We start from the raw sequence: 22,827 nt of genomic DNA, 5'->3' as shown, positions 1-22,827 counted from the left end.
TATTAGACCTTCCTTCGTTTACTTAATAGCTGAAAAACAAACTCTTTACTTTCTTTATTGAGAACCAGAAACATAAATGTATACATCAGTACATCTAAAACCATTCCTATAATAGGATAAATCATCCCAGAAATTAGCATATGAACTCCAATGACAATCAAAAGATTAATCCAGTTTCTGGATGTCCCTTTCCAAAATAATCTAAGGCCTTGCGGATTAAAAGCAATTAATCCTGCAAGCATCGTCAATTCCACGCCTAAGGCTGCATAGGCCCCACCAAGGCTCCCTAGTTTTGCCCCCAATATAGTATAAAGTGTGATTCCTATTACTAATGATAGAAAGAGGATTATAGCCCTCTTCCTCTGCATTCCTTTGGTTGTTAAGGCATCCGCGAGAGGAAAGCTAACCGACTGTAATATAACCATTAAAGATAGTATAGATAATGTAACTGATGCTTCTAACCATTGCGGACCAAATAAGAATTCGATCCACCATTGGGGGTAAAATAAAAATGGGAGACACATGACTACTCCGAAAGAATGCATAATCCGAATCTGATTAACACTTAATTTGAAATGCTCTTCTTTCAAGTTTGCGTTTCCAAATTTAAATAGTAATGGGTAAAAAGCTGCCGCCACAACCCCGGGAATATAATATAGAAAAGAGGGAATACGATAAGCTGCTGAGAAAAGGCCCACTTGCTTTAATTCTGTTACCCGTTCCATCACGAGCGATCCCATCTGTGGGAGAACCATCAACAGCCCTCCGCCAATCGAAAAAGATAAAAGATCTCTCAGTAGCGCTTCAGGTAACTGGTATTTTAATTTTAATTGTATTTTCCGAAAAACTAACCAAAGACTAAATACGCCACCAATTAAAAAGGAAATCCCATAAAACGGGGCTACAATATTTATACCCCAGTTCATAAAAATACAAATAAAAAGAAACACTGCAGTCATAATACCTGATACCGTTTGGATGAGTGCGCTATAGATCATGGTTTCTCTTACTTGAAAATATACTATTCCGATCCCTTGAAACGCAACGCCGAAAATTGAAGGTATGATAATCCAAAAGGCCGCATACTGCATATTACTATTATTACTATATAAAAATAACACGAAGGGTATCGATAAAAGCGATGTTACTAGACATAATAAAACCCTTGAGAAAAAAAGTTCACTGAAAAGGCTGGCAAGATCGACATGAGGCTTTGCTACTTCTCTAATAAATGTCTGACTTAAACCTAAATCAGTAAAAAACACAAAAATAGCCGCCAATGCCATTGCAACACTTAACAGAGCAAAATCATGAATTCCAACCATCTTCGCGACTAATATAGTCGCTCCCGCACTTACAATACGGACCACTACATTGCTTGCGAATAGGTAAGTAGCATTCTTAAGAATCAATGTTGTTTTCATAAAATTCGAAATATCACCTATCTAGGTAAGTTATCTTCATCGGGGTTCTGTAATATTAGACTTTTTCCCCGAAAAAATATCCAGATACTCTTTTATTCTTTTATCTAAGCTTAGTTCCTCTTCCACTGTTTTTCTTGCATTTATCTCGAGCAGTTTACGGTTTGCTTCATCGGAATACACGGTTACTATAGCATCTGCAAGATCTTTTGCATCCTTTTCCTTCACCAATAAACCGTTGTATGTATGCTTAATTAATTCCTTTAGCCCTCCAATCTCTGATGCAATTACGACTTTGTTACATGCCATTCCTTCTATTGCCGAAATTGACGTCGCTTCTTCAACGCCCTCAGAATTCACGGAAGGTACAAGAATTACATCACAAACGTTATACAGTTCGGCAATTTCCTTGTGATTTACATCGCCCAGGAAAACCACTTTATCTTCCAATTTATGCAATTTTATTAACTCTTCCATTTTACTCTTCTCTTGCCCATTGCCGGCGTATACGAGAAGAATGTTGTCGAACTCTTTCGTTCCTCTTAGTTCGTTCAGTGCTAATATGGGATAAACAACTCCGTTTTTGGGTACCAACCTTCTAGTGCTCAGCATAATAAACTTTTCTTTGGGCAAATTCCATTTTCCCCTAAGCCATCCACCATCTAATCCATTTTGCTTAAATGCATCAATATCAATGAAGTTTTTCAATATAGTAGTTTTTGAGTAGACCCCTTGGTGACCTGCCATATCAACAATATATTGCTTGATTCTGCTGTCAACCGTTATGATCGATTCAACTTTTGGATGGGAGTAAACATTTTTTTCAAACCGCAAGTATAATTTCCCTACAAAACCATCCTTATTCAAACACCCATCACTTGCGGCTTGCAGTACAAAGTAACCGTGGGCGGTTAAATATATTTTATAGTTAAAAATTCGTTGAAAACGAATCGCAATTCTAGCAGCCAGTATGTCTTGACAGTTAATAACATTGTATTTCTGACGAAAAAGTATGGAAAAGAAAAAGAGTATACTGAGCATAACCTCAGTAAACCCGTAAACCCACAAAGTGCCTAAGTCTTTATTAATCAAGTTTAAAAGTTTACAAGGCAACGACAATACAATTTTTCTCATTAATATGCTTAAATTGGAAACACTGAGTGTATCGACTTCATTTTGTCTGTCAGTCAATCCCTTTCTCATTAAACCCATATGAGTCGACATTCCACCTGAATGAGGAAAATCGAAGACCGTAAACAGTAAAAACTTCATTGAGCGTATTCCTCCCTAGTTGTGTGTTCAGTTCGAATTAGCGGTTATATAGAAGTTTTCTAACCACGTTGCACTATCCTTTACATCATAACCAGCTTTTACAATGTCCTCGTGCGTATTTGGCCTTTCCCTTCCTATAGCTCTAATTGCGGCATCGGCCCATGTTTCGGGAGGTTGCTTCAGTGAAATAAAATCAACAAGGTTTGTTATTTTCACTATTCTCGGAACGTTTTCAGAAGCGATAACCTTTAACCCAGCTGCTTGCGCTTCAATAGCGGCAATTCCAAGCCCCTCATAAAGAGAGGGAAATAGAAAAACATCCATCGATTGAAGAAGTTCAGCTGTATCAGAGCGCAATCCCAAAAAAAACACCGCCCTGGCTAAACCAAGTTGTTCCGTTTTTTCTAGCAACTGCTCCTTTAATTCTCCTTCTCCGCACAAAAGCAAAATAGCATTATTGTTTTTATTGTATATTTCCTTAAATGTTTCAAGAATAAAAAAATGGTTTTTTGCTCGAGTCAATCGGCCTATGTGACCAACGACAAACTTACTATCGATCCCCAACTTTTGCCTTATCTCTTTTCGCTTCTGCTCACTGTAAGTAAAATGTTGGCTATCTATAGAATTCTTAAGAATCTTCAAATCGGCTAGTTGCTTTCCAAAAAGCCAAGTGCCGGCTTCGTCGGAACAAGCGAAATAGTGGTTTGCTACGTACTTAATTAAAGGTCTTATCATTCTATGAATAAATACATGAGTACCAAAGTTGGTATGACTATGTGCAATAATTACTTTCACACCAGCCAGTCGAAATAACAATAAATTGATCACGCTAATAGCGTGGGAAGTATGCAGATGTACGATGTTATAACCACCATCAGCAATTACTTTTTTTATTGACAATAAATTTTTTACAAATGTCCTCCCTTTAGGCGCTACTCTATGCATATTACCGCCTAACGTCTTTATCTCTTCTTCATAGAAATACGGACCTCCGTCATTAACGACAAAATCAAACTGAACTTTTGAACGATCTATATTCCGATAAAAATTCATAATCATGGTTTCCTGCCCGCCACAGTCCATGCTACCTACAAAATGAAGTACTCTCAAACACATATATTGCCGCCCCTTACTGCCAGTAAAAAAAATAAGGCACAATCGATAATAGGTTATTCTTTAATGCCAGTCCCAATTGAATTAGAGACAATGACACGACGCCAATTTTAACCAATAATCTTATTCTAGAATCTTCAATCATTTTGATATAAGAAGGGATCAAAATGGTTAAAAAGATTGTAAAGTAGAGCGTCATACGATTAAACAAAGAAAATTGGATGGACATAATTTGAAGTACTACAGCAACAATCAAAGCGTGAAACAACATACTATTCACTGAGTTTTTGGTGATAAGTTCCTTGTGGAGTGGTAGCATTCCCAGTAATATACCTGTTAATAAAATGAGCATAGTCACCCCTTCGCCGGAAACGACTAACTCGGAATAATAAGGATAAAACTTATGAACTAAATAATTTATTAGGCTGCCTCCGAGCATAAAAACTACTAGGGATCCTAATAGTACAAAACTTATATACTTATAACTAATTTTGATTTTCGTAACAACATAAAAAACGATAAATATTATTGCGGTTTTGTGGAACAGCGTCGCTAGCAATACGCAAAGCACGAATTTCAGGGGCTTTCTTTTCTTAATGAACTCGTAACTAAATAAAATTATAATAATAGCAATTGACTGTCTGACCATGCTAAATGATAAGGAATAAAACTCTAAAGTTATAAATAAAAAAATGCTTAGTGTAATATCTTCAGAATTCTTGTATAAGAAAAGAAAATATCCAGTCAAAATTACAGCCGATATAATAACAATAAATAATTGTTTATTAATGGTGAAAAAGGAAATTAACGAGTTGAAAAACACATAACCAGATTCCATATTAACAAACTCAAATGCAGGAAATTTCAAATTTGAAATAAGCAGAAAATATTGATAATAGGTTCGAACATCTGCTCCCACCGTGTCTTTCCGTAAAACCATAATAACGAGTAACTGAACAAAAGCAATTGCAGCTATAATGACTTTATTCCGTTTGTTATTAAACAGACCGATAATAAAGCCGTAAAATAATATTGTCACTGCATTAAATAAGTAAAGATGCAAGATATCCCCCCACGCAAAATCAACTAATTTTCATATACTGCCCTAAGTTTATTAGCGTAATTGGACATATTGTTTATAATGAGGGCTTTATTATAAACATTCTTTGCGATCTGACTTCGAAGCACTTCATTTGATAACAGAGCAACGATTATTTCAACCATCTCATCATCATTATCTGTATAAAACCCATCCTCGCCGTTTGCTACAATTTCCTTTATTCCATCTATAGGCGTGGACACTACTGGAACCTTAAGCAGCATAGATTCAAGAAGCACCATCGGCGTTCCTTCCATGCGTGAGGTCATAATCATAACCTTTGATTTACTCAGTATTTTATAAGGATTTGATTTATACCCAACGAATTCTAGATTAGTAATTTTCGATTTCTTTGCTATATCTTCAACTTCTTGTCTTAACTCCCCGTCACCGACGATTCCAATTTTCAATGAAGGAAGTAACTGATTGACCCTTTTAATTATTTCAATTAGTCTGTGTGGGTTTTTGGCATAAACTAGTCTGCCAACATATATTAGATCAAAATCATAATCTTCGTATGGCGCCTCTTCAACCTTATTAAGCAGTGCTTTTTCATCTACGACATTACCTAATAACAAACAGTTTTCTTTTAGTTTATTCTTAAAATAAAACTCATCCAAAATGCTCTTCGAAACCACAATCGTTTTTGAATACTTTTTTAGATTCACCCGATACAGTAATGACTTGATTGATAATCTTCCCATATCAAATGTTTTACCGTGTAAATGAGATATGACTTTTGTATTCTTTGAAAAATAAGCGGATAATATGCTGGCCCGCACATCATGAGCATGTATAACGTCAGGCTGATACATATCAATTACACGCTTCAGCTCGAAAAATGTTAACTGCTTAAGCGGAAAAAACTTGATCCCTCTTGTCTTCAGTGTCTCTGCTATGGGGCCATTCGCACTTGTGTATGCCATCTCATATTCGTCTTTAAAAAGATCAATGATCTGGCATGCAACATTCTCAGCACCTGAATAAAAATGACTCTGCAGGACATGCATAACTTTCATTTATTCACCCCTCTAGATACAACTTGTATATTTCCTTCATTTCTTTTTTTACGTTATCTAACGAATATTGACGTACCATTTCTAAACTTGCACGCCCATACTTTCCCCTTAACTCCTCTGACGCATATAGATCCTTAATAGCTTCAGAGAAATTAACCAAATCGTTTTGCTCAACAACATACCCATTAACATCTTTGATGACCAAGTCTCGATTGCCGCGACAATTTGTTAATACAAGCGGGAGACCGGTCGCCATCGCCTCCAAGGTATTCAACGGAAGCCCTTCTCTTCGGGACGACGATACAGAGACATCAGCAATCTTCAACAAATCAGGAATATCCTTCCGATAGCCTAGGAACTCTACATGGTTCTGAAGCTTCATTTCCTCTACAATATGCTCTAGTTGCTTGAATGCTCTACCTTGTCCAGCCAGTAAAAGTTTAATTTGAGGTATTTCCTTAATTAAAAGAGCTAAGCCTCTTATTAAGAATTCCTGGTTTTTGTTTTGATTAAGCTCAGCTGCGTAAAAAAGAATAAAGTCGTTATGGTTATATCCGTACTTTTTACGCAAATCACTTTTTTGAGTTGCATTTGGCTTGGAAAACCTTGTTGTATTTATGCCCACTCCATGGATATACTTGACAGACGGTATGGTTCTAAGCCACTTTTTGGATAGTTGATAATCCTCTTCATTTATCGTAATGATACAATCAGTAAACCTACCCAGTTGTTTCTCAATTGTATAGTACATCAGCCAATTTATTGCGGGTGCTCCCTTGTAAAAGTGAAGTCCATGTGCTGTATACAACACTTTGGTGCCTTTAGCTCTTAGTTTTTTTGATGCTAGACGCGTTACTGCCCCTCCAGATGGAGATTGACAGTGTATAACACCAAAATTGTAGTTGGAAAATAATTCTTTTAACTGTGTATATGCTTTTATATTTTGGATTGAAAAAGGATTTCTTGAAAAATCAATTTGATGCTTGACTATATTGCTATCTTCGAAATTATCAATGGTTTCATTAAAATTTGCTGCAATGTGTACCTCATGGCCCATCTCAACCAATACTTTAAAGTCATAATGACCGAAAATCCTAAAATGTCTCCCTAAATGCGCTATAACTAAAACTCTAGACATATCTAAACACCTTCTAAAATATTCTTCACTTCATTCACCACGTAATTAACATCTTCATCAGTCATTGTGGGATATAACGGAAGTGAAACAATATTTTCGAACCACTTCTCCGTGTTGGGCAACTCCAGGATTTGACCACCTAGCATTCGCTTATAGGCAGTCATCTGATGTACCGGGATAAAGTGAACACTCGTCCCGATGTTTCTATCATTAAGCTTATCAATAAAATCGTTCCTACTTATGAGATTCGTGTTAAGTGTAATAACAAATAAATGCCAACTGTGCGTCGTTGTGAATTCTGGAATCGATGGGAGAGTTATAGCTTTAACATCCTTCAAGCCAGACGTATATATTTTCGCTAGTGTCTCTCGTCTACTTTGCATCTCCTGGAGTCGATTTAATTGCACCATTCCCAGAGCAGCTTGTAAATCAAACATATTATATTTATAACCAGGCTCTTCAATATCGTACATCCACGAGCCGCCTTTTGCGTAACGATTCCATGCGTTTCTACTCATCCCGTGCGTAACTAATATACGAGCCTTGTTAGCAATCTCTTCATCATCAGTAACCAACATGCCGCCTTCTCCGGTAGCTAGGTTTTTGGTAGCATAGAAGCTATAAGATACCGTGCCTTTTGGCTTGCAGCCAATCATGCGTCCTTTATATTGAGTAAAAATTGCATGTGCAGCATCTTCTGAAACAAATAGGTTATACTTGTCAGCTATCTCATATATACGATCCAAATCACATGCTTGACCCGCGTAATGCACCGGAACTATCGCTTTAGTTTTTGAAGTAATTTTAGCCTCAATTTGCTCCGGGTCTATACAACCAGTATTTGAATCGATATCCACAAAGACAGGCGTAGCTCCAGTATGAACAATTGTATTGACAGAAGCGGCAAAAGTCATTGAAGTTGTTATCACCTCATCACCTGGTCCGACTCCTGCGGCGCATAAAGCAATATGGAGGGCCGCAGTAGCAGAGTTCATGCCTACTGCATATTTTGCACCGACATAATCAGCGAATTGTTTTTCAAACTCTATGGTCTTAGGTCCTTTGGCTAGCCAGCCAGACTTTAATGTATCCACTACTTCATTAATTTCTTCCTCAGTGATATCCGGTAAACAATATGGCAAGTAACCTTTTCTTATCATAGTTTGCATATTGATCTCCTCAAGTTGTATTAATCTGCAAGTTTTTTATTGGGCCAGTAATGAAAGATAGAATTGCAGCTTTCCAGTTGATAACCACAAGATACGTAAAACCTACCCGCGCTAATATTATCCATCTGAGTGCCTACTCGTATATATTCGACACCTCTTAATGCTACATATGATTCAAAAGCATCAATAAGCGCTTTACCAACACGTTTTCCTTTATAGTTTTCATCAACGGCAATAAGTTCGATAATTGCATGCTGTTTAGAAACAATTGAAAAAAGCAAAAAACCAACACTATTATTATCCAGCTCCGCTACAGCGAAGTAACGTTCTAATTGATTAAATGCATTGTTTGTCCATTGCGAGTAAATATCTTTTGCTTTTTGCTGCGACAACCATGGATCATTGAAAAATCTAGAATGCTTGAATGTTTTTTTTGCGATCTCCAGTAGTCTATTATTTCTCTGTACGCAATTTGAAATGCTAATTGAAATCCCATAATCGACTGGAGATGAACCTCTCCGTAACTTTTTCGAGTATTGAACGTTTACATCCGTTATAAAGGCGTTTGTTTCAATCCCCAACCACCTGTTGTTTTCACTGATATTATGTTTGTTTACAATTGTCAGGAAATCAAACTTGTGCCCATTAATAAATTCCATTATCTCTCTTTGCTCATTGACTGGTACTTCTTGTTCCAATATCACTTTTGCAGCATGAATTCCAAAGTATTCGCTATCCCATAGCAAATGAAATGCTTCAAACGATGTATTCTTACTTTTGCCGATGCTATTGGTCGGCTTGTACATTCTGCTTCATTCCTTTACCATCAGATTGAATACTTCGACTTGAATAGACCCCTTTTCTCCTTATTATGTTAATTATTGTAACCATGCATATTTTAACATCGAATTTAAACGAGATGTTATCCACATAGTAGATATCATTTTTTATTCTTTCCTTCCACTCAATGTTATTTCTAAAATAAGCCTGATTATAACCACTGATTCCAGGCAAAACATCGAGTCTTCTAACTTCATCATTTTGATAGTAATTTACATGCTCGGGAAGGTCTGGTCGCGGCCCCACAAAACTCATATCACCAATTAAGACATTAATAAACTGAGGTAGTTCGTCAAGACTGGTTTTCCTTAATATTCTCCCAACCTTAGTCATTCTTGGGTCATTTTCAGAATTATACGTAGTTCCATCAGAGTTGCGAATGTCGGGTGCGTCAACTTTCATTGAACGAAGTTTAAACATTTTAAAAATGTCACCTTTTTTTCCCAGGCGTTCTCCGCAATAGAATGCGGGACCCCTGTCTTCGAGAATTACAAATAGTGCGCACACCCCAATTACAGGAATAATAATCGGGGTCATGAGAATACACAATGCTACATCAATTGCTCTTTTTAAATATTTCTCATACATAACATACCTACCTCAATTCAGTTAAACTACCACTACAATTTAAAAAGACGCTACATTGTTATTAGTAACGTCTTTCGGGAATAATAGGAACTACTATTGCTGACCCTTATTCTCCTCGGACTTTATTTCGTCATATGACCTACCCTCACTCATGCCGTATTTTTTGGCAATTTGAGATAACTCATTATATTGTTCGGATGACATACTCTCAATAAGAATCCTTCGCGCTTCCTTCTTCTCTTCTTGGGTCAAGCCTCCACTAGCTAACCCTTGGATCTTCTTAATATCTGCTATGCTTAACTCTTTTAATAGAATCGAGGTTACTTCTGCCTTCTCGGCCACAGTCACGTTTTTTTCAATTTTCTTCGCTTTCTCAGCAGTTATATCTGGTGTATACTCATAGGCTTCATTTTTGTTGATGATACTTGAATCATGGTTAAGGCCTGGCTTCTCATTATTAGTTGGCTTCGTAATCTTGCTCCCGACATTGCTCCCATTCTGTTTTGGACTATCGCTTTTTTCTTCAGGTTCATTAGTAGGGGTTGATATTACTTCATTTGATTTTGTTACACCTTGTGGTAGAATATCGTTTTCTTTCATCGTGTTTTCTTCGGCTTGTTCATCTGCAGTACTCACGCTCTGTTCCACGGTAAGAGATTTCAGAACCTTATTGACAGCGTAATTAGCTATAATGACGCCACCGATTGTAATAGCCATTAAAATAGAGACAACCCAGATGACAACTTTCTTCCAACGTTTCATATGGCTGCTCATTCCCTTCTCTTCTTTAGCTAGGTTGCGATCGGAACCTTATACATGGGCACGACATACTCAATCACATCGCGGACCGCTTGTTGTCCTTCACCAATCGCGCGTTCCAGACGCTTGAACTGCAGCTCCAGCTCACCGCGGTTGATCATCAGCGGATGACCGATAAAGATTCGATTATGTCGGGTCTTTGTAATTTCTTCTTCATTCAGCAGCAGCTCTTCAAACAGCTTCTCGCCTTCACGCATTCCCGTGAATGCGATATCAATTTCTCGGTACGGTTCGTAGCCCGACAAACGAATGACATCCTCGGCCAGGTTCAGAATCTTCACCGGGGCGCCCATGTCCAGTACGAATATCTCGCCGCCCTGTGCAAAGGCACCGGCTTGGATAACGAGCTGAACGGCTTCGGGAATGGTCATAAAATAGCGCACCATATCCGGATGCGTTACGGTTACAGGTCCTCCATTCATGATCTGCTCGCGGAACCGCGGAATTACGCTACCTCTGCTTCCCAACACGTTGCCGAATCTCACCGCGACAAACTTCGTCTGGCTGCTGGCATCCAGCGTTTGAATGTACATTTCGGCCATCCTCTTCGTAGCGCCCATAATGCTCGAAGGGTTGACCGCTTTATCCGAAGAAATCAGAACAAAACGTTCCACCTGGTATTTATCAGCTGCATCGGCAACATTCCTGGTGCCGAATACGTTATTCTTAACAGCTTCCGCTGGATTTCTCTCCATTAAAGGGACATGCTTATGTGCTGCCGCATGGAAAACGACCCGAGGGTTATGTAAACGGAATACTTCGTCAATCCGCGATCGATCCTGAATATCCGCAATAATCGTCTCCAGCTGCAAACTCGGATAGTTAAACCGAAGCTCCATTTCAATTGAATAGATACTATTCTCGCCATGACCCAATAAAAGTAGTTTTTTCGGTTTAAACGATGCAATCTGTCTACTTAGCTCCGAGCCGATTGAACCGCCAGCGCCAGTGACCAGCACGATTTTATGTTCCACATACTCTGCAATCCCATTGAGGTCCGGACGCACCGGCTCGCGGCCCAGCAGATCCTCCACGTCGACATCTCTCAAGGAAGTAACGGATACTTTGCCCGTTATCAAGTCGCTCAACCCTGGGATGATCTTCGTCTTAGCCGATGTGGCTTTGCACAAGTCAATAATCTCCGATACTTGGTCTTTACCGACCGATGGCATTGCGATAATGATTTCTTCCGCGTTCGTGCTCTTCACTACTGCGGCAATTTGGTTACGGTCCCCAAGAACAGGAATTCCAAAGACCCGCGTTCTCATCTTCATGGCATCATCATCGATAAAGCCAACAATTTGCAGCTCCGCATTGGGGTTATTCATAATTTCTTTCGCAATGATCACGCCGCAATCTCCGGCGCCAATAATGATGGCTTTGCGTTTGTTGCTGGTGCTTCTACGGTATTTATTAAATACCCGCCACCCAAATCGGATTGCCCCTATCGCTAACAGCATCGTTTCCATTGTACGAAGCGAGATCGCAAGCGGGATACGCTCTCTGAAAATGGCTGCCATTAATACGTGAGACACGACGCAGCTCCATACAACGGAAGCGGCGATCGCCAAAATCTCCTCTATGCTCGCATACTGCCATAACCGATTATATAAGCGGAAATACGTCATGGTAACTCCGCTTATAACCGCCGTCACGATAAAGTAGATGAGCATTTGATCAAGCTGGCCGTTCGGAATCGTACCGCTTGACTCCAATAAATAAGAGGTACAGATGCTTAGCGCTATAATTATGACGTCCACGACTAGCAGCAACATCGACCGACGATTGAGAATCATTGATAAGCCCCCATATGCCAAAAATTCTAGTAAAATGAAGTATTTCCAAATACCAGTTTAGCAGTTTTCGACAATACTTCATACACTAAAATAGGTCAATCTGCCCATTCAAACCAGTATTGCTCAAATTTTAGGTTAACTTCAACTATACTCGTAATAGTAGTAACCCGAGCCATTCTTCTTCTTCACATTATTCAACACAACGCCCAGAATCTTCGCATTCACTTGATTCAGCTGCTCTTGCACCTTAAGCGCCATATCCTTCTTCACGCGGCCGCTGTCGAGCACCAATACGACTCCGTCGCTCTTCGTCGCGATAATCTGAGCATCGGTAACCGCCAGCATAGGAGGCGTATCAATCAACACAATGTCAAACTGATCTCGAAGCTCTTCAATTAAAGCGCTCATACGTCCGGATGCCACCATCTCGGATGGATTAGGCGGAATCGGTCCCGAGGTGATAACCGACAAATTCGATACCGCGGTGTCCTGAACTGCATTCGCCAAATCCACTTGTCTGGTAAGCAAGGAAGACAATCCATGTCGATTCGACAACTTAAATGTATGATGCATGGTCGGCTTGCGCAGATCCGCATCAATCAGCACGACTTTCTTATCCGACTGCGCATACACCACCGCCAGGTTACTAATTGTCGTCGATTTGCCCTCGCCCGGCGTGGCTGATGTCGACATAATGACCTGTACCTTGTTATCTAACGAAGAGAAATCAATATTCGTGCGAATGGAACGGTAGGCTTCGGTTACCGGGGACTTCGGGTTAAGAAGAGAAATTAGCGGTCGCTTATTTTCCGACTTGGACATGGTTCATTTCCCCCGCTTTAGAAATACTTTTCGTAGCTGTCGATTCTTGAAGTTCTTCCGTATCCAAACGAATAATTTGTCCAATAACCGGAACGCCCAGCAGCCGTTTGACGTCCGCTTCCGTTTTGACGGAATCATCCAAATACTCGAGTAATAACGCAATGCCTACAGCGACAACAAGCGATACCACGAAGGCAATTGCAATATTTAGCACCGTATTTGGTTTAACCGGCCCCGGCGCCACCTTTGGCTCCAGATTAGCTAAGTTAAGAATAGAAACGTTTTCGACTTTGAAAATCGATGGAATTTGTTCTTTGAACACCTGCGAAACCGCATTGACGATCTCCGCCGCTTTGCGGTAAGAGCCATCTTGCACCACAAGCGTCATGACCTGTGTATTATTAACCGAGCTTACGCTTACCTGCTTAATCAATTCGTCCGCCGTCATGTTGAATTGAGGATATTGTTGCACCACCGCGTCCATAACCGCCGGTGTCTTGATAATCTCTTTATATGTGTTAATCAAGCTCAAGTTCGAGTTGATTTCATTCAAATCCAGGTTGTTCGGTTGGGCTTCGGAAGCGGTGCGATTGACGATAATCTTGGTGCTAGCTTCATAGGTCGGATCAATAAAGAACACGCTAAATACTCCGGCAGCGAGCGAACATAGCAGTACGGTCGCAACAATCAGCCATATCCGCTTACGGATAATCTGGATGTAATCCCGGAGTTCCAATTCCATTTGCACACTATATTCCTCCATACATTTAACAAGTCAGCCTTCATGAGAACCACGTTTTAACGTTTTTTCGACATTCTAAGCGCATTAGATATCCCCTACCCAGTAATGAGCAGGGGATGTCTATGCAGTGATGAAGTACGACTATCTAGTTGTACTATCCTTTGAAGTTGAAAGCGCGATAAATGATAACTGCCGCCTCAGCGCGGGATGCATTCGCCGTTGGCGAGAATTTACCATTGTTGCCGATGACCAGACCTTTGCTAGCCGCGAAAGCTACGCCGTCTTTCAGGGAAGCTTGGATCGAGTTAGCATCGGAGAAATCTTTCAGCTCGACTGCCGCATCGACTGTAGTGTCCAGGCCTTTGGAAGCCTCAAGCGCGCGTGCAACCATCGTCGCCATCTCAGCACGCGTAATCGTCGCGTTCGGCGCGAATTGCGTCGCACTGCGACCTTTGATGATACCTTGCTCTGCTGCTGCAGCTACGTACGGCGCGAACCATTCCGTTCCCTTCACGTCACTGAAGCTTGCTTTAGCGCCGTTCGTTTCCAGATCGAGCGCGCTAACAAGGATTTTCGCAAACTCTGCACGCGTTACATTGTCTTTCGGCGCAAAGTTGCTTTGGCCACGGCCTTCGATAGCACCTTTAGCAGCCATTACTTCGATTTGACGACCTGCCCATGCTTTAACCGAAGCCGTATCCGTGAAGGAGACTTTGTTCTCGACTACAACATAGGAAGAGAACGTATCGCGCGCCTCCGTGATTGTGTTACCATCTACTACGCCGCCCTTGAAGAGCAACTTGCTGCTATTGAGCTTCGCAATGGAAAGAAGCTCTTTATCCAGGCCTTCGATATTTTTCAGCGGGATTTTCACGACAACTGGTTTATCGAACTGCGTCGTAGCTTTGCCACCAATGGTGAGCGAGAAATCATAAACGTCGGAGGCCGACTTCAACGTTCCGGTCGTTGTGTTGTCTGCCGCTTTGTTGGAAACACCAAACACCACTTCACCCGTGAACGAACCGCCAACCGGGAGCGTAGCCGAGAAGTTTCCAATGTTGAGCGCGAAACCTGCGATACCGTTATCCGCAGCCAGTTTGCCAGCATCGGAAGTCAGCGTTACAGCCGTGCTAGTCGCTGTGACTGCACCCAGATTGACGGCTACGTTGATTTTAGGTAGCTTAGCTTTAGCTTCTGGCGCAACTGCTTCGAGGGCTTTCACAACTTTCGCAATGTCATTGATCGCTTGCTCGACAGCCGCTTTCGAAAGCGCCAGCGTCGCTTTACCATCAACAACTTTAACATCTTTGGAAACATCCACAGTCGCTAGAGCTGCGATAGCTTTAGCAGCCTCTTGGGCAGCTTGCTCGATGAGTTTCTCTTTCTCTACGCCTGTTGCTTTTGCAATCGCGTCTTTCAACGCTTCGATTGCTTTAACAGCTGCATCCGCGCTTACGGAAGGCGTCGTAGGAATGATGCCACCGCCTGGGAAGATAGGCGTTGTCGTTTCTTTCAGGAACAGATTATAATAAGCGTCCGCGATCAACAAAGCAGCTGCCTTCAGCTTACCTCTGTCAACTGTCGGAATCTTATCCTGATACAGGTCATATACCTCGTCAAGCGTCTCTCTTTCCAAGTCATACTGATCAGCAATCTTACTGAACGTCAACGATTTGTTGGAGAGAACCGTGCTAATAACCGTCTTAGCCAGTTCGGTTGCTTTTGCACCATCCATATATTCGGCCGCGAATTGCGTGAATGTCTTCGTGCCGGCTGCTTTCTTCAGTTCCGCTTCTACTGCAAGAACAAACGCTGTGAAGTCAGAAACCTTCACATCTACATAAGCAACGCCGGGTTTATTGTTATCCGGATTGTTCGGATTCGCCAGTTTCTGTACCAGCTTGCGAATCACTTCGTCGTTACGGAGATTCTCAAGCTCTTTCGCTTGCGGATCATAATAGGCTACATTTACAAGTCTAGTAACCAACGTCAGCAGGTATTTGGCGTCCTCGTCAGTCAGCAGACCTGGATACTCAGCGTTAATCTTATCAACGAGCGGTTTAACAACCGAGTAGTCGTTCGCCGCAATTTGCTTGTCCAGCTCGTCTTGGATGACTTTACGCGCTTTACGGATTGTTTCCAACGTGGAAGCCGATTTGGCCAGTTCGGCATGGAGCTTTTGCAGACGATCCAACGTCGTCGCATCTACGAAACTAGCATCCGCAGCCGAAGCTACGTTCACGATGCCCAGTTGTGCCGCCAGACCTTTGTCACTGAACGGAATACCTGCGAAAGCCGATGCTACAACGCTTGCTGCGACGGTTGTTACGACAATTTTCTTCTTCAATTTCACTTTAGGTCCACCTCGATTAGATAATAGGTTGATATGTATACTAGTTGGGCACAAATCACTAGTAATTTTATCATGTTTGTTTATTTTTGGTCAACGATTTGCAAATAACTTTCGGAAAAAATTCCATTTTCTAGGATCTGTTTTGTCGAAAATGTGCGGAATCTGAATTTCACCGTTCTCTATGACTGCTATAGCATTATTTCGATAGGTTTGGACGTACTCGAGCCCTAATTTTTGATTAATTTTTTCATAAGCTTCTGCCAAGCGAAATCCGCGCACGCCAAGATTATGCGCATCCGAAGACACAAGATGAACGAGCCCATCGCTGCACATCTTCCAGCTAAAGCTTTCAATCTTCTTGCCGAACGCACCAAGTAGAGAATGTGTCGTAACCTGCCCATATGCACCCTCATCTACCAAACGTTGGAACCTATCAGGATGTTGCAGTACCTCTGCATTTCTTTCGGGATGTGCAATGATTGCTTTCACGCCAAGTAGATTCAGCTCATATACCCATTCTGACATTCGCTCTGGAATCGTCGACGAAGGCATCTCTAGCAAAACATATGCGGATCCGGCTAGCGACAGAAGCTCTTTCGTCTCGATGCCTTCTAGCAAATCCGTATGCACGCGAATCTCTTGTCCACTATAGACAGTCAGTGGAACCCCTTCCACCTTCAAGCGATTTTGAAGCTCCCATACAAGTTCACTCACGATCGACTTCGGATTGTCGTATTTTCCATTCGCATGATGAGGCGTGGCAACAAGGCCAGTTATGCCTTCTGCTACGGCTGCGCGCGCCATTGCGAGCGATGCTTCCCAGTCGGGTGCCCCGTCATCGATCCCTGGCAGGATATGCGTATGTATGTCAATCATACTTTCCTCCTACTTCGGTTCTCTGTTCCCGTATTATAGCACAGCAGCTACAAGTACTGGGATTTTTCACAATGATTTCACGGGTGGTAATTAGTAGCAAGAAGGTATTTACAGACCGCTATACTCCCCCCGCTATATCTCATGTTCGTTGGAGTCATTAGCATGCATATCCACATGGGGATAAACGAGTCTATTCATCTTATCCACATAGTTGTCCACATTTCACCCACAGTATCCACATTACTCTACTACTATCAAAGATAACGAATGATAGATCATAACTTATCTCGCTAAAATCAAAAACACCGCCGCAGCCTTATGCACCAGCATAAGTCCACAGCGGTGTTCGTTCCTTCCCTTAACCGCGCTGCTTCACAGCCAGACGGTTCATGGCGCGCTGGAGCGCAAGCTCCGCGCGGCGGAAGTCGTATTCGTCGGCTTTGCCGCCCAGGCGCTGCTCCGCGCGTTTCTTCGCGGCTTGTGCACGAGCCTCGTCGATCGCATGCGGGAGCTCGGCGCTCTCGGCCAGAATAACGACTTTATCTTTGCGTACTTCGACAAATCCGCCGCTTACGGCGATGATTTCCTCGGTACGGTCTTTCTTAATGGTAATCGATGAAATGCGCAGCGGCGTTACCATCGGAACGTGGTTTGCCAGAATACCCAGCTCGCCTTCCGTGCCTTTCACGATGACCATGTTGACGTCCTCAGCGTAGACCTTACGCTCAGGCGTTACGATTTCCAATGTAAAGGTGCTCATGCGGATACCTCCATCAGCGGCTTATTACAGCCCTTGAGCGAGTTTCTTCGCTTTTTCGACTGCGCCTTCAATCGATCCGACGTTGTGGAATGCCGGTTCTGGAAGATCGTCATGCTTACCTTCGAGAATCTCTTTGAAGCTGCGTACCGTGTCTTTAACCGGCACGTATACGCCTGGCATACCGTTGAATGCTTCGGCAACGTGCAGCGGCTGCGACAGGAACAATTGAACGCGACGCGCGCGAAGAACGACTTGTTTGTCTTCTTCGGACAACTCGTCCATACCGAGGATCGCGATGATGTCTTGAAGCTCTTTGTAGCGCTGAAGAAGCTTCTTAACGCCTTGCGCGACTTGGTAGTGCTCTTCGCCAAGGATTTCCGGAGCCAGAATCCGCGAGGACGAAGCCAGCGGGTCAACGGCCGGGAAGATACCCATTGCAGCGATGTTACGCTCCAGGTTCGTCGTTGCGTCCAAGTGGGCAAACGCCGTAGCCGGAGCCGGGTCGGTATAGTCATCCGCTGGTACGTAGATCGCTTGGATCGACGTTACGGAGCCTTTCTTCGTGGAAGTGATACGCTCTTGCAGCTGACCCATCTCGGTTGCCAACGTTGGCTGGTAACCTACGGCAGATGGCATACGGCCGAGGAGAGCGGATACTTCGGAACCGGCTTGCGTGAATCGGAAGATGTTGTCGACGAACAGTAGAACGTCGCGGCCTTCTTCATCACGGAAATACTCAGCCATCGTCAGACCCGTCAGGGCTACGCGAAGACGCGCGCCCGGCGGCTCGTTCATCTGACCGAATACCATCGCCGTCTTCGCGATAACGCCGGAATCGCTCATCTCGTGGTAAAGGTCGTTACCTTCACGAGTACGCTCGCCGACGCCGGCGAATACGGAGATACCGCCGTGCTCTTGCGCGATGTTGTGAATCAATTCCTGCATCGTTACGGTTTTACCTACGCCCGCGCCGCCGAACAGACCGATTTTACCGCCTTTGGAGTAAGGCGCCATCAAGTCGATAACTTTGATGCCTGTTTCCAGGATCTCTTGTTGCGTCGACAGCTCTTCGAATACCGGAGCTTGACGATGGATTGGGTTCGCGATCGTACGATCGACGTCGCCGTTGTTGTCGATTGGCTCGCCCAGTACGTTAAATACGCGACCCAGCGTAGCTGGACCAACCGGTACCGTGATTGGCTTGCCTGTATCGATTGCTTCCGTACCGCGGACGAGACCGTCCGTGGAAGACATCGCTACGCAGCGAACCATATTGTCGCCGAGGTGAGTGGCCACTTCGACTGTGAGTTGAATATCGCGTTCGCTAGCGTTTTGAGCTTTCTTCTCAATTCTTATCGCATTAAGGATGTCCGGCAAATGGCCATTGTCGAATGCAATATCGACAACTGGACCTGTAACCTGGACAACGCGCCCGTTGCTCATGTGTGTCCCTCCTAAAAGTCGGATTGGCTTCGAGGGCCAAACCTTCGGTTATTGCTGTGCGTTCGCTCCGCCGACGATCTCCGCGATTTCCTGGGTAATCGCCGCTTGACGCGCACGGTTGTACGTCAGTGTCAAGCCTGCGATCATCTTCGTCGCATTCTTCGTCGCATTGCCCATTGCCGTCATACGCGCGCCGAACTCGCTCGCTTTGCCTTCCAAAATCGCGCTGTAAATGACCGTCTCCGCGTATTTGGGAAGCAACACGTTAAGCACGTCTTCCGGGGTCGGCTCATACTCGTACGACGTCTTCGAACCGGTAGATTCGAGGTCGGCAAGAGGAAGAAGCTTCTTCAGAACCGGCGTTTGCGTAATGGCATTGTGGAACTGGTTATAAACGATATAGAGTTCGTCGTATTTCCCGGCTTCAAAGCCTTGTACCGCGGCTGCAGCAATCGACTTGATGTCGGAGAAACTCGGCGAATCGGATAATCCCGTTACTTCTTCCGCAATCGGAATACCGCGTCTGTTGAAGAAATCACGGCCTTTGCGGCCGATGACGAAGATCGAGTATTCGTTGGCCGACTTGTGTTCGCGCAAGGCAGTCGACACTTTGCGAAGTACGTTGACGTTATAGCCGCCAGCAAGGCCACGGTCCGAAGTAATCACGAGGTACGCGGTGCGTTTGACTTCGCGAGTCTCCAGCATCGGATGCTTGATGGATCCGCCGCTCGATGCGATCGAGGCTACAACCTCGCGGATTTTCTCCGTGTATGGGCGTGCTGCCAGCGCCGCGTCCTGCGAACGTCTCAGCTTGGCTGCCGCGACCATCTCCATCGCCTTCGTAATTTGCTTCGTATTCTGTTTGCTCTTAATCTGGCGTTTAATTTCGCGCATTCCTTTAGCCAATCGTTGTCACCACCTTATTACCGGGCTTGCCCTTCGCAAAGGACAACCCCGGCACATTAGACGCGTTTATTATACCGATGTGGAGAATCCGCGCTTGAATGCGGCAATCGCATCGACGAGCGCTTTCTCGTTATCGGAAGTCAGGTCTTTCGTATCGCGGATCGAAGTGAAGATCTCCGGTTTGTTGGCATCCACGTAAGCCAAAAGTTCAGCTTCGAAGCGGCGAACGTCTTGTACCGGAATATCGTCCACATGTCCTCTTGTTACCGTGAAGAGGGATACGACTTGACGTTCTACGGCAAGCGGTTGGTTAACGCCTTGCTTCAGAATTTCAAGCGTACGCTCGCCGCGGTTCAAGCGGGATTGCGTTACTTTATCGAGATCGGAGCCGAATTGGGCGAATGCCGCGAGTTCGCGGTATTGCGCCAGGTCAAGCTTCAGCGTGCCCGCAACTTTCTTCATCGCTTTGATTTGCGCCGAGCTACCTACGCGGGATACGGAGTTACCGACGTTAACCGCCGGACGTTGGCCCGAGTAGAACAGGTCGGATTCCAGGAAGATCTGGCCGTCCGTGATGGAGATAACGTTCGTCGGGATATAAGCGGAGATATCGCCCGCTTGCGTCTCGATGAACGGCAGTGCTGTCAGGGAACCGCCGCCGAGCTCGTCGTTCAGCTTCGCAGCGCGCTCCAGCAGACGGGAGTGCAGGTAGAATACGTCGCCCGGATAAGCTTCGCGACCCGGAGGACGGCGGAGCAGCAAGGAAAGTTCGCGGTATGCTGCCGCTTGTTTCGAAAGGTCATCATAGATAACCAGGACGTGTTTGCCGTTGTACATGAAGTACTCGCCCATCGAGCAGCCTGTGTAAGGCGCGATGTAAAGGAGCGGGGACGGCTCGGAAGCGCTCGCCGTTACGACGATCGTGTAATCGAGTGCGCCTTGCTTACGCAGGGACTCGACGACCGTACGAACCGTGGATTGCTTTTGACCGATGGCAACGTAGATACAAATTACGCCGTTGCCTTTTTGGTTGACGATCGTGTCGATCGCGATTTGCGTTTTGCCTGTTTGGCGGTCGCCGATGATCAATTCCCGTTGGCCGCGGCCGATCGGAATCATCGCGTCGATCGCTTTGATGCCGGTTTGCATGGGCTCATGGACCGATTTACGGGCCATTACGCCTGGTGCCGGCGATTCGATCGGACGGAAGCTCGTCGTGTTGATCGGACCGTTGCCGTCAACCGGTTCGCCCAGCGCGTTCACGACGCGGCCGAGCAATGCCTCGCCGACCGGTACTTCCATGATGCGGCCCGTGCGCTTAACTTGGTCGCCTTCGCGGATACCCGTGTAAGGACCCATGATAACGACACCGACGTTGCTTTCCTCGAGGTTGAGGGCCATGCCTACAACGCCGTTGGCGAATTCGAGCAACTCGCCGGCCATAGCGTTCTCGAGGCCGTGCACGCGAGCGATACCGTCACCGACTTGAATGACCGTACCGACATCCACGACTTGAATCTCGGATTTATATTGTTCGATCTGTTGCTTAATCAGCGTGCTGATTTCATCAGGTCTGATACTCAATTCCGCTCACCCCTATCTACAGTGCTTGACTTTTCAACGATTTCTCAAGACGTGCCAGCTTGCCGGACAGGCTGCCGTCGTACAGACGGTCGCCGATGCGAACCTGCACGCCGCCGAGCAGCGATGGTTCGACCACTTGATCGGCCACAATGCGCTTGCCAGCCAATGCGCCGAAAGTCGCTTCCACGTTCTTGAGTTCTTCCGCCGTCAGCAGCTTAGCCGTGTACACGGTAGCTTGCGCTTGGCCGAGGCCTTCACCGGCGATTTTGACGTAACTTGTATAAATATGACCTAGGAGATTCTGGCGCCCTTTGGCGATGAGCATCTCCAGCGTGTTCAGAAGCGTGGCCGAAATCTGATCTGCGAAAGCTTTGCGAATCAGCTCGATTTTGACGTTCTCCTCGATGCTCGGGAAGGAAAGAAACTTCACGATATCCGCATCGCTTTGCAAGGTTTTCACAACGAGACCCAGCTGTTCGAGAACTTCGGCGACGATGTTCTGCTGCGCAGCCACCTCGTACAGCGCTTGCGCATAGCGTTTCGCTACGACAGTCGCCCGGCTCATTTGCTTCCAACCTCTTTCAGGTATTGATCAACGAGTTGTTCTTGCGACTTCTCGTCGATTTGTTTCTCGATGATCTTCGACGCGATCATGACGGACATGCCAGCCACTTGGCCGCGCAGCGATGCGATCGCCTTGTCCTTCTCGCTCTCGATGTCGCGCACCGCTTCTTCTTTCAGGCGGTTTGCTTCGTTCTTGGCCGTTTGCACGATATCGTCGGCTTGCTTCGAGCTTGTCGCCCTTGCTTTCTCGATGATCTCGTAAGCCTCTTTGCGCGCTTCTTGCAGCGCTTGCTTCTGCTCTTCCATCTGAGCGGAAGCTTGCTTGCGCGCGGTTTCCGCCATACTCATCTGTTCCAGCACGAGCTGGCGGCGTTTCTCCATGATGCTGAACAATGGACCAAACGCAAATTTATTCAACAGCAGGTACAGGATTACGAACGCCACAATCGCGTAGACTGTCGATGTCCAATACAAAGCCATAGCTGCAACTCCTTTCCGTCCGC

The 22,827-nt window shown here is 44.6% G+C and carries 21 protein-coding genes; all 21 read right to left on the bottom strand.

Going from position 1 to position 22,827, the window contains the following annotated elements:
• Window positions 1-2: 2 nt before the first annotated feature.
• On the bottom strand, window positions 3-1,424 hold the full coding sequence (locus BCM02_RS13345; protein ID WP_148929586.1) for a flippase: 1,422 nt from the start codon (window positions 1,422-1,424) through the stop codon (window positions 3-5).
• A 36-nt stretch (window positions 1,425-1,460) separates the two neighbouring features.
• Entirely contained in the window at window positions 1,461-2,693 is a 1,233-nt protein-coding gene (locus tag BCM02_RS13340) for a glycosyltransferase family 4 protein (protein WP_148929585.1), read from the bottom strand.
• 27 nt (window positions 2,694-2,720) lie between these two features.
• Window positions 2,721-3,809 carry a glycosyltransferase family 1 protein gene (locus BCM02_RS13335; protein WP_148929584.1) on the bottom strand — a complete coding sequence of 363 codons (1,089 nt, stop codon included), beginning with the start codon at window positions 3,807-3,809 and terminating at the stop codon, window positions 2,721-2,723.
• A gap of 13 nt (window positions 3,810-3,822) precedes the next feature.
• A complete protein-coding gene (locus BCM02_RS13330; protein WP_148929583.1) occupies window positions 3,823-4,869 on the bottom strand; it encodes an EpsG family protein in 1,047 nt (348 codons plus the stop codon).
• Window positions 4,870-4,892: 23 nt separating this feature from the next.
• Window positions 4,893-5,924: a glycosyltransferase gene (locus BCM02_RS13325; RefSeq protein WP_148929582.1), complete on the bottom strand. Its 1,032-nt coding sequence runs from the start codon at window positions 5,922-5,924 to the stop codon at window positions 4,893-4,895.
• Between the two features lie 4 nt (window positions 5,925-5,928).
• Window positions 5,929-7,062: a glycosyltransferase family 4 protein gene (locus BCM02_RS13320; RefSeq protein ID WP_148929581.1), complete on the bottom strand. Its 1,134-nt coding sequence runs from the start codon at window positions 7,060-7,062 to the stop codon at window positions 5,929-5,931.
• A 2-nt stretch (window positions 7,063-7,064) separates the two neighbouring features.
• The gene (locus tag BCM02_RS13315; protein WP_148929580.1) at window positions 7,065-8,231 is read right to left on the bottom strand and encodes a DegT/DnrJ/EryC1/StrS family aminotransferase; all 1,167 of its coding nucleotides are present in this window, start codon (window positions 8,229-8,231) and stop codon (window positions 7,065-7,067) included.
• Between the two features lie 20 nt (window positions 8,232-8,251).
• The gene (locus BCM02_RS13310; protein ID WP_148929579.1) at window positions 8,252-9,037 is read right to left on the bottom strand and encodes a GNAT family N-acetyltransferase; all 786 of its coding nucleotides are present in this window, start codon (window positions 9,035-9,037) and stop codon (window positions 8,252-8,254) included.
• Window positions 9,018-9,659, bottom strand: a complete 642-nt coding sequence (locus tag BCM02_RS13305; RefSeq protein WP_148929578.1) for a sugar transferase — start codon at window positions 9,657-9,659, stop codon at window positions 9,018-9,020. Before BCM02_RS13305 ends, BCM02_RS13310 begins: the two co-directional genes overlap by 20 nt.
• A gap of 93 nt (window positions 9,660-9,752) precedes the next feature.
• A complete protein-coding gene (locus BCM02_RS13300) occupies window positions 9,753-10,433 on the bottom strand; it encodes a hypothetical protein (RefSeq protein WP_148929577.1) in 681 nt (226 codons plus the stop codon).
• A gap of 17 nt (window positions 10,434-10,450) precedes the next feature.
• Window positions 10,451-12,274, bottom strand: coding sequence for a polysaccharide biosynthesis protein (locus tag BCM02_RS13295; protein ID WP_148929576.1), 1,824 nt, complete (start codon window positions 12,272-12,274; stop codon window positions 10,451-10,453).
• A 141-nt stretch (window positions 12,275-12,415) separates the two neighbouring features.
• Window positions 12,416-13,096: a CpsD/CapB family tyrosine-protein kinase gene (locus tag BCM02_RS13290; RefSeq protein WP_148929575.1), complete on the bottom strand. Its 681-nt coding sequence runs from the start codon at window positions 13,094-13,096 to the stop codon at window positions 12,416-12,418.
• A complete protein-coding gene (locus BCM02_RS13285) occupies window positions 13,077-13,838 on the bottom strand; it encodes a YveK family protein (protein WP_148929713.1) in 762 nt (253 codons plus the stop codon). The genes BCM02_RS13290 and BCM02_RS13285 overlap by 20 nt, the downstream gene beginning before the upstream one ends.
• A 154-nt stretch (window positions 13,839-13,992) precedes the next feature.
• Complete coding sequence (locus BCM02_RS13280; RefSeq protein WP_148929574.1) at window positions 13,993-16,191, bottom strand: S-layer homology domain-containing protein; 2,199 nt, start codon at window positions 16,189-16,191, stop codon at window positions 13,993-13,995.
• A gap of 90 nt (window positions 16,192-16,281) precedes the next feature.
• Window positions 16,282-17,067, bottom strand: coding sequence for a tyrosine-protein phosphatase (locus BCM02_RS13275; protein WP_187434191.1), 786 nt, complete (start codon window positions 17,065-17,067; stop codon window positions 16,282-16,284).
• Window positions 17,068-17,425: 358 nt separating this feature from the next.
• Window positions 17,426-17,827, bottom strand: a complete 402-nt coding sequence (locus tag BCM02_RS13270; RefSeq protein ID WP_148929573.1) for a F0F1 ATP synthase subunit epsilon — start codon at window positions 17,825-17,827, stop codon at window positions 17,426-17,428.
• A gap of 24 nt (window positions 17,828-17,851) precedes the next feature.
• Entirely contained in the window at window positions 17,852-19,270 is a 1,419-nt protein-coding gene (gene atpD / locus BCM02_RS13265; protein ID WP_148929572.1) for a F0F1 ATP synthase subunit beta, read from the bottom strand.
• Between the two features lie 48 nt (window positions 19,271-19,318).
• Window positions 19,319-20,176, bottom strand: coding sequence for an ATP synthase F1 subunit gamma (atpG, locus tag BCM02_RS13260; protein WP_148929571.1), 858 nt, complete (start codon window positions 20,174-20,176; stop codon window positions 19,319-19,321).
• Window positions 20,177-20,245: 69 nt separating this feature from the next.
• Complete coding sequence (atpA, locus tag BCM02_RS13255) at window positions 20,246-21,760, bottom strand: F0F1 ATP synthase subunit alpha (RefSeq protein WP_148929570.1); 1,515 nt, start codon at window positions 21,758-21,760, stop codon at window positions 20,246-20,248.
• Between the two features lie 16 nt (window positions 21,761-21,776).
• The gene (locus tag BCM02_RS13250) at window positions 21,777-22,325 is read right to left on the bottom strand and encodes a F0F1 ATP synthase subunit delta (protein ID WP_148929569.1); all 549 of its coding nucleotides are present in this window, start codon (window positions 22,323-22,325) and stop codon (window positions 21,777-21,779) included.
• Window positions 22,322-22,804, bottom strand: a complete 483-nt coding sequence (gene atpF / locus BCM02_RS13245) for a F0F1 ATP synthase subunit B (RefSeq protein WP_148929568.1) — start codon at window positions 22,802-22,804, stop codon at window positions 22,322-22,324. Before atpF ends, BCM02_RS13250 begins: the two co-directional genes overlap by 4 nt.
• Window positions 22,805-22,827 lie beyond the last annotated feature (23 nt).

Source organism: Paenibacillus methanolicus (assembly GCF_008124765.1).
Taxonomy (GTDB): Bacteria; Bacillota; Bacilli; order Paenibacillales; family Paenibacillaceae; genus Paenibacillus_Z; species Paenibacillus_Z methanolicus.
Note: the sequence above shows the minus strand (reverse complement) of the source record. Positions and strands in the feature narration are given on the sequence as shown.